The sequence below is a fragment of the Pseudoalteromonas sp. S2721 genome (assembly GCF_005887425.1).
In the GTDB taxonomy this organism is placed as follows: Bacteria; Pseudomonadota; Gammaproteobacteria; order Enterobacterales; family Alteromonadaceae; genus Pseudoalteromonas; species Pseudoalteromonas simplex.
In genome coordinates, this window is the sequence record NZ_PNCZ01000041.1 from 86,680 (window position 1) to 93,068 (window position 6,389).

General features: G+C 41.6%; 5 protein-coding genes. 4 read left to right on the plus strand and 1 reads right to left on the minus strand.

Annotation, left to right across the window (positions count from 1 at the left end):
* Positions 1-38: 38 nt before the first annotated feature.
* Positions 39-1,190: a methionine adenosyltransferase gene (metK, locus tag CWC02_RS15835; RefSeq protein WP_054551125.1), complete on the minus strand. Its 1,152-nt coding sequence runs from the start codon at positions 1,188-1,190 to the stop codon at positions 39-41.
* A 266-nt stretch (positions 1,191-1,456) separates the two neighbouring features.
* On the opposite strand from metK, the gene tkt reads away from it, so the two are divergent.
* The 4 genes from tkt to hpf all read left to right on the plus strand — a co-directional run bounded on the left by tkt (position 1,457) and on the right by hpf (position 6,093).
* Positions 1,457-3,448, plus strand: a complete 1,992-nt coding sequence (tkt, locus tag CWC02_RS15840; RefSeq protein WP_138619276.1) for a transketolase — start codon at positions 1,457-1,459, stop codon at positions 3,446-3,448.
* Positions 3,449-3,889: 441 nt separating this feature from the next.
* Positions 3,890-4,540 (plus strand): hypothetical protein, encoded by a 651-nt coding sequence (locus CWC02_RS15845; RefSeq protein WP_138599688.1) that lies wholly within the window; start codon positions 3,890-3,892, stop codon positions 4,538-4,540.
* A 702-nt stretch (positions 4,541-5,242) separates the two neighbouring features.
* Entirely contained in the window at positions 5,243-5,554 is a 312-nt protein-coding gene (gene ppnP, locus CWC02_RS15855; protein ID WP_054551131.1) for a pyrimidine/purine nucleoside phosphorylase, read from the plus strand.
* A 182-nt stretch (positions 5,555-5,736) separates the two neighbouring features.
* The gene (gene hpf / locus CWC02_RS15860; protein WP_054551132.1) at positions 5,737-6,093 is read left to right on the plus strand and encodes a ribosome hibernation-promoting factor, HPF/YfiA family; all 357 of its coding nucleotides are present in this window, start codon (positions 5,737-5,739) and stop codon (positions 6,091-6,093) included.
* Positions 6,094-6,389: the final 296 nt, after the last annotated feature.

Genomic DNA, 6,389 nt, shown 5'->3' on the forward strand with positions numbered 1-6,389 from the left:
AAGCGCCAAAAGGCGCTTTTTTCATTTTATCTAACCTATTACAGGCCAGCAGCTGCGCGAAGTGCGTCTGCTTTGTCTGTACGCTCCCAAGGGAACTCATCACGACCGAAGTGACCGTATGCCGCAGTCGGTTGATAGATAGGACGCTCAAGATCAAGCATTTGGATTAAGCCGTAAGGACGTAGGTCGAAGTGCTCACGTACTAATTCGATTAGACGCGCTTCTTCTAATTTACCTGTACCAAATGTCTCGATGCTGATAGATGTTGGCTCTGCAACACCGATAGCGTAAGAAACTTGTAGCTCACATTTGTCAGCAAGGCCAGCAGCAACCACGTTTTTAGCAACGTAACGAGCAGCATATGCAGCTGAACGGTCAACTTTTGATGGATCTTTACCAGAGAAAGCACCACCACCGTGACGGGCCATACCGCCGTATGTATCAACGATGATTTTACGACCTGTAAGACCACAGTCACCCATTGGGCCACCGATTACGAAACGGCCAGTTGGGTTGATGAAGAACTTAGTTGCGCTAGAGATTAGCTCAGCTGGAAGAACTGGCTTAATGATCGTTTCCATTACCGCTTCAACTAAGTCGTTTTGTGAGATTGAATCACAGTGTTGAGTTGAAAGAACAACGGCATCAATACCAACAGGCTTGCCATTTTCGTATGCAAACGTTACTTGAGATTTTGCATCTGGGCGTAACCAGTTAAGCTCACCGCTTTTACGAACTTCAGCTTGGCGCTGAACTAGACGATGTGAATAAGTGATTGGTGCAGGCATTAACACGTCAGTTTCATTACATGCGTAACCGAACATTAGACCTTGGTCACCAGCACCTTGCTCTTCAGGTCGAGCACGGTCAACACCTTGGTTGATGTCTGGAGATTGTTTACCGATAGTGTTTAGGATTGCACAAGAGTCAGCATCGAAACCCATGTCTGAGTGCGTGTAACCGATTTCACGTACTGTTTTACGTGTGATTTCTTCGATATCAACCCAAGCGCTAGTTGTGATTTCACCACCAACCATCACCATGCCAGTTTTAACGTAAGTCTCACATGCAACACGGGCATGAGAATCTTGCTCTAAGATAGCATCTAGAACCGCGTCAGAGATTTGGTCCGCGATTTTATCCGGATGACCTTCAGAAACAGATTCAGAAGTAAATAAATGTTTTGCCATTGTATTTCTGCTCACAAATATTGCGCTTCACAAACGTCGGTAATAGCGCTAAAAAATTAAGGGGCGTATTTTATCTAAAACAAATATGTTTGCATAGTAATTTTACGCCTAGACGTCCATTTAAAATTAGTAATAACGTATTGTTCTTAACAAACGCCCATAAATGGTGCATTTAATGCGGATTTTTAATTGCACTGTACCCTTACAATAAGTAAGAATGGGGCTTCATAAACAACCAGCGCAAATACATAAAGGTAGGAGAATTCATGCCATCACGCAAAGAACTTGCAAATGCTATTCGCGTCTTATCAATGGACGCAGTACAACAGGCCAAATCTGGTCACCCTGGCGCCCCTATGGGCATGGCAGATATCGCAGAAGTACTATGGCGCGATTATCTAAAGCACAATCCAACGAATCCAGAGTGGGCAGACCGAGATCGATTTATTCTTTCGAATGGCCACGGTTCAATGCTGATCTATTCTCTACTGCACTTAAGTGGCTATAACTTACCACTAGAGGAAATTAAAAACTTCCGTCAAATGCACTCAAAAACACCGGGTCACCCAGAGTATGGATATGCACCAGGTATTGAGACTACTACGGGTCCATTAGGTCAAGGGATCACAAATGCAGTGGGCATGGCAATTGCCGAAAAAGCGCTAGCTGCACAGTTTAACCGTGAAGGCCACGATATTGTTGATCACTTCACGTATGCATTCATGGGTGATGGCTGTTTAATGGAAGGTATTTCACACGAAGCCTGTTCATTAGCCGGTACATTAGGCCTAGGTAAACTAGTTGCGTTTTGGGATGACAACGGCATCTCAATTGATGGTGAAGTAGAAGGTTGGTTCAGCGATGACACACCAGCGCGCTTCAAAGCATACGGCTGGCACGTAGTTAGCGATGTTGATGGTCATAACCCTGATGCAATTCGCGCCGCTATCGAAGAAGCGCGTAGCATTACTGATAAGCCATCATTTATCTGTTGTAAAACAGTGATTGGTTATGGTTCACCTAATAAATCAGGTAGCCATGATTGTCACGGTGCACCACTAGGTGAAGACGAAATTAAAGCATCTCGTGAGTTCCTTGGTTGGACTGGCGATGCATTCGAAATCCCAGCTGATATCTATAGCGAGTGGGATGGCAAAGAAAAAGGTAAGCAACTAGAAGCAAGCTGGGACGAAAAATTTGCAGCTTATGAAAGTGCATACCCTGAACTTGCTGCTGAGTTTAAGCGCCGTACAAACGGTGAGCTACCGGCAGATTGGGCTGAAAAGTCACAAGCTTACATCGAAGAGCTACAAGCAAACCCTGCAAACCCTGCAACACGTAAAGCATCACAAAATGCATTAAACGCGTTTGGTCCGTTACTACCAGAATTCATGGGTGGCTCTGCTGACCTTGCTGGTTCTAACTTAACACTTTGGGATGGCTCAAAAGGCCTAGAAGCAAACGATGCAAGCGGTAACTACATTTTCTACGGCGTACGTGAATTTGGTATGTCAGCGATTATGAATGGTATTGCACTGCATAAAGGCTTTATTCCTTACGGTGCTACATTCTTAATGTTCATGGAATACGCACGTAACGCAGTACGTATGGCGGCACTAATGAAGCAACCAAGTATCTTCGTATACACGCACGATTCAATTGGTTTAGGTGAAGATGGTCCGACGCACCAACCGGTAGAGCAGATCGCAAGCATGCGATTAACGCCTAACTTAGTTAACTGGCGCCCATGTGACCAAGTTGAGTCAGCGATTGCATGGCAACAAGCTATTGAGCGTAAAGATGGCCCAACGTCACTCATTTTCACTCGTCAAGGCCTTGAGCAACAAGCGCGTACTGCACAACAGTTAGCCGATGTGAAAAAAGGTGGTTACGTACTTAGCTGTGACGGTGAGCCAGAGCTTATCCTTATTGCAACAGGTTCTGAAGTACAGCTTGCACAAGATGCCGCTGCAGAACTTCGTTCACAAGGTAAAAAAGTACGTGTGGTATCTATGCCTTCAACTGATTTATTTGATGAGCAAGACGCTGCGTATAAAGAAAGCGTACTACCAGCAAGCGTTACACGCCGTGTAGCAATCGAAGCGGGCATCGCAGACTACTGGTACAAATACGTAGGTCTAAATGGCGCAGTAGTTGGTATGACTACATTCGGTGAGTCAGCACCTGCAGGCGAGCTATTCAAGCACTTTGGTTTCACTGTTGAAAACATCGTAAACAAAGCAAACGCCTTGTTCTAAGCTTAAGCCGCTAAAATTTTAAAGCCCGCCCTGTATAGCACAGCGCGGGCTTTTTTGTTGGTAAGAGCTTGTAGGCATGAAACTTGTTTCGCGCGCTGTCGTTGTAGGTCGTGCTTTAGCGCGTCTCCTGAACTGTCAGCCATAAGCTTTCAGCTGTCAGATCAAAATTATTTAAAGCACAGTGCCAAATAAAATCGTAGGAGGGAGCTTTAGCTCCGATTTTTTTGGTTCTTCAGCCCCGATTTTATTGGTATTTCACTCCCGATTTTATGGTATTCAAACAGCCTTGTTTATTTTTCTTTAAGAAGAAAAACTTAATAATAGTAATGTGTTAGATGATTTGTTAAAACTATAATAATGTAGAAAAATGAGCGTTAAGTTAGCAGAAATATGTGTGATTAACTCACTATAAGATGTTGCACTTCAAAAGGTAATTATAGAATGTTTTGGAAAAAGAAAAAAAAGTACATGTTTCCACATGACTATACCTCTTTCACTAAAAGGTTATTTTCGGTGTGTAACTTAGATCACTCAATCAATTTCATAGAAGTATGTAACCAAAATGGTGTCCAGCATTGTATAAAGCGTGAAGCTAAAATGTCAGAGCTTTTGGCAAATGAGAAAGGAGACTTATTCTTCGTAGGGTATTGCAAAGAGTTAAAACAAGATAGAATTTTTGAGTTATTGATGCGTGAATATGAGATTGATGGGTGTCTACAAGTAATTGATAATTGGTTTTTTAAAATTACAGGAAAAACAAAGTACTCATTTACTCAAGAGTGCCATAGAAGGTCAGCTAAACTTCAGTGGAAAGGGACGTGCAAACTTACATCTTTAATAGATGTTTGCGTAGTAACAGACAAAGGCTGCCTGATAGAAACTTGTGTAAGGAGGGAATTTGATGAACTTAATATTTATACTGACCTCGATGATGATTTCTATATTGAGTTTGTAGACTTGCTTAATGAAGAGAAAATAAGAACCTATCCAATGGCACTAAAATTTACTATAAAAGAAAAGACCTATACTTTTGAAGAGTGGTGTAAAAATATACTTGGTCTTGATATTTGGAGCTTTTTTCCTCCTGAGTAAAATGCTAGCAAAGTTGTAACAGAGGACAAAAAAATGGTTGGCTTTATTCGTGAATAACAAATTCTAGCCAACTATTTTTAGCCGCTTATTGGTGGCGCTATCATTGTCTATCGATAACTTAATGATTTATTTAACTCTTTACCCGCTAAAGCACAACCAACATTACTAGCTTCTTATGAGCAAAGGGTTTTCGACTGTTTTTTGAGTATTAGGTTTTTAAGGTTCAAATAAAGGAGTAAACAATTGCAAGTTACATTAAAAACTGGAAAGGAAATATTGGCTCAGCAATAATTTAGCAATTTATTAGGTGCGGAGCTTGAAAAGTTCGAAGCTGGTTATACTGAGTTACGTTTAGAAATTAAAGAAGAGCTAAAGCAAAATAATGGTTTTGTTCATGGTGGCGTGGTTAGTTACATGGCAGATAACTGTATAACATTTGCAGGTGCGTCAGTGCTAGGTGCCTGTGTCACATCAGTGGGGTTATGCTTTAGTTACTATATTTGACAAAAACAGAATTAAATTGTTTTTTGATCCTTTAACCTCTTATAGCGCTAAAGCACGACCTACCACAATTGCTCCTTCGGCTTAAAACTGACAGCTTACAGCTAGCCCGACTTGATTATTTCTCACCCAGCTCCCCTTGAATGCTAAACAGACAACTGGCACTGTCTGTAACTTAATAACAAAACAACAGGAGTGAGGATGTCTCAGTTTGATAATGTAAGTGTGCTGAAAAAAGCCAATGTGTATTTTGACGGTAAAGTGTCTAGCCGTACTGTGGTATTTGCTGATGGCAGCACGAAGACGTTAGGCTTTATGCAACCGGGTGAGTTTGAGTTTGCTACGAGTAAAAAAGAGTTGATGGAGCTTAACGGTGGCAGTTGGCAAGTGCTATTACCCGGTGAGAGCGAATGGCAAACGATGCAAGCTGGAGAGTCTTTTACGGTTGATGCAAATGTTACCTTTCTAGTAAAGGTCAGCGAGTTTGCTGACTACTGTTGTTCGTATAGTTAATGAGCAGTTGTTAACCTTTCTGAAAAGCCCGTGTGATGCGGGCTTTTGCATATTTTATCCGCAACGCATGATCTAAATCATCTGTGGTTACAATCAATTACTAATTATCTGCAATTTTCGCTTGTGTTAATTCAATTCGCCCCCAATACTAACTGTGAGGTAACAAGAAAAAAGGATACCCTATGAAGATTAATATTTCTGGTCATCATGTTGACGTTACTGAGGCTGTTAGAGCTCATATCAACGAGAAGTTCTCGAAAATTGCTAGCCATTTTCCATCATTAATATCACTCGATATTATTCTTTCAAAAGAACACAATAAGTATCAGGCTGAGATTAGTACAACCTATGAAGGCGCACGTTTATCAGTAAAAGCTGAAGATGATGTGATGTACCCAGCTATCGCAGGTGCTGCAAAAAAACTTGATGCATCACTTAAACATCGTAAAGGGCAAATGAAAGCCAAACTACACGAAAAGCCGGTCAGTACAACTCCGGAAATTGCCCACGAAATCATTCAGGAAATGAACCTGAGCTAATTACAGAGCACTAGCCTAAGCGGCTAGACTTAAAACTAAATCTGAAAAAGCCAACCGTTGCGAAACGCTTGGCTTTTTTGGTTTTAATATTTAGCCGTCAGCTGTCAGATTGAAGTTCCAAAAGTTAGCGAGTTGCTAGGGGAAAAAGTAAAGTTTGCGAGATACGAGACGTAGGCGGCGTTTTAACGCCGAACAAACATGGAGATATCAGATATCAGTCGTTAAAAGTCAGATTTTAAAAACAATGGCTTGACACAAGTGGTTGGCAGTCTAGTGTTGCTAACTTGCTAACTTGC

Excerpts from the sequence above, each read along its gene's own strand:
- metK (WP_054551125.1), bottom strand. The coding sequence starts at position 1,190 with ATGGCAAAACATTTATTTACTTCTGAATCTGTTTCTGAAGGTCATCCG.
- tkt (WP_138619276.1), top strand. The coding sequence starts at position 1,457 with ATGCCATCACGCAAAGAACTTGCAAATGCTATTCGCGTCTTATCAATG.
- CWC02_RS15845 (WP_138599688.1), top strand. The coding sequence starts at position 3,890 with ATGTTTTGGAAAAAGAAAAAAAAGTACATGTTTCCACATGACTATACC.
- ppnP (WP_054551131.1), top strand. The coding sequence starts at position 5,243 with ATGTCTCAGTTTGATAATGTAAGTGTGCTGAAAAAAGCCAATGTGTAT.
- hpf (WP_054551132.1), top strand. The coding sequence starts at position 5,737 with ATGAAGATTAATATTTCTGGTCATCATGTTGACGTTACTGAGGCTGTT.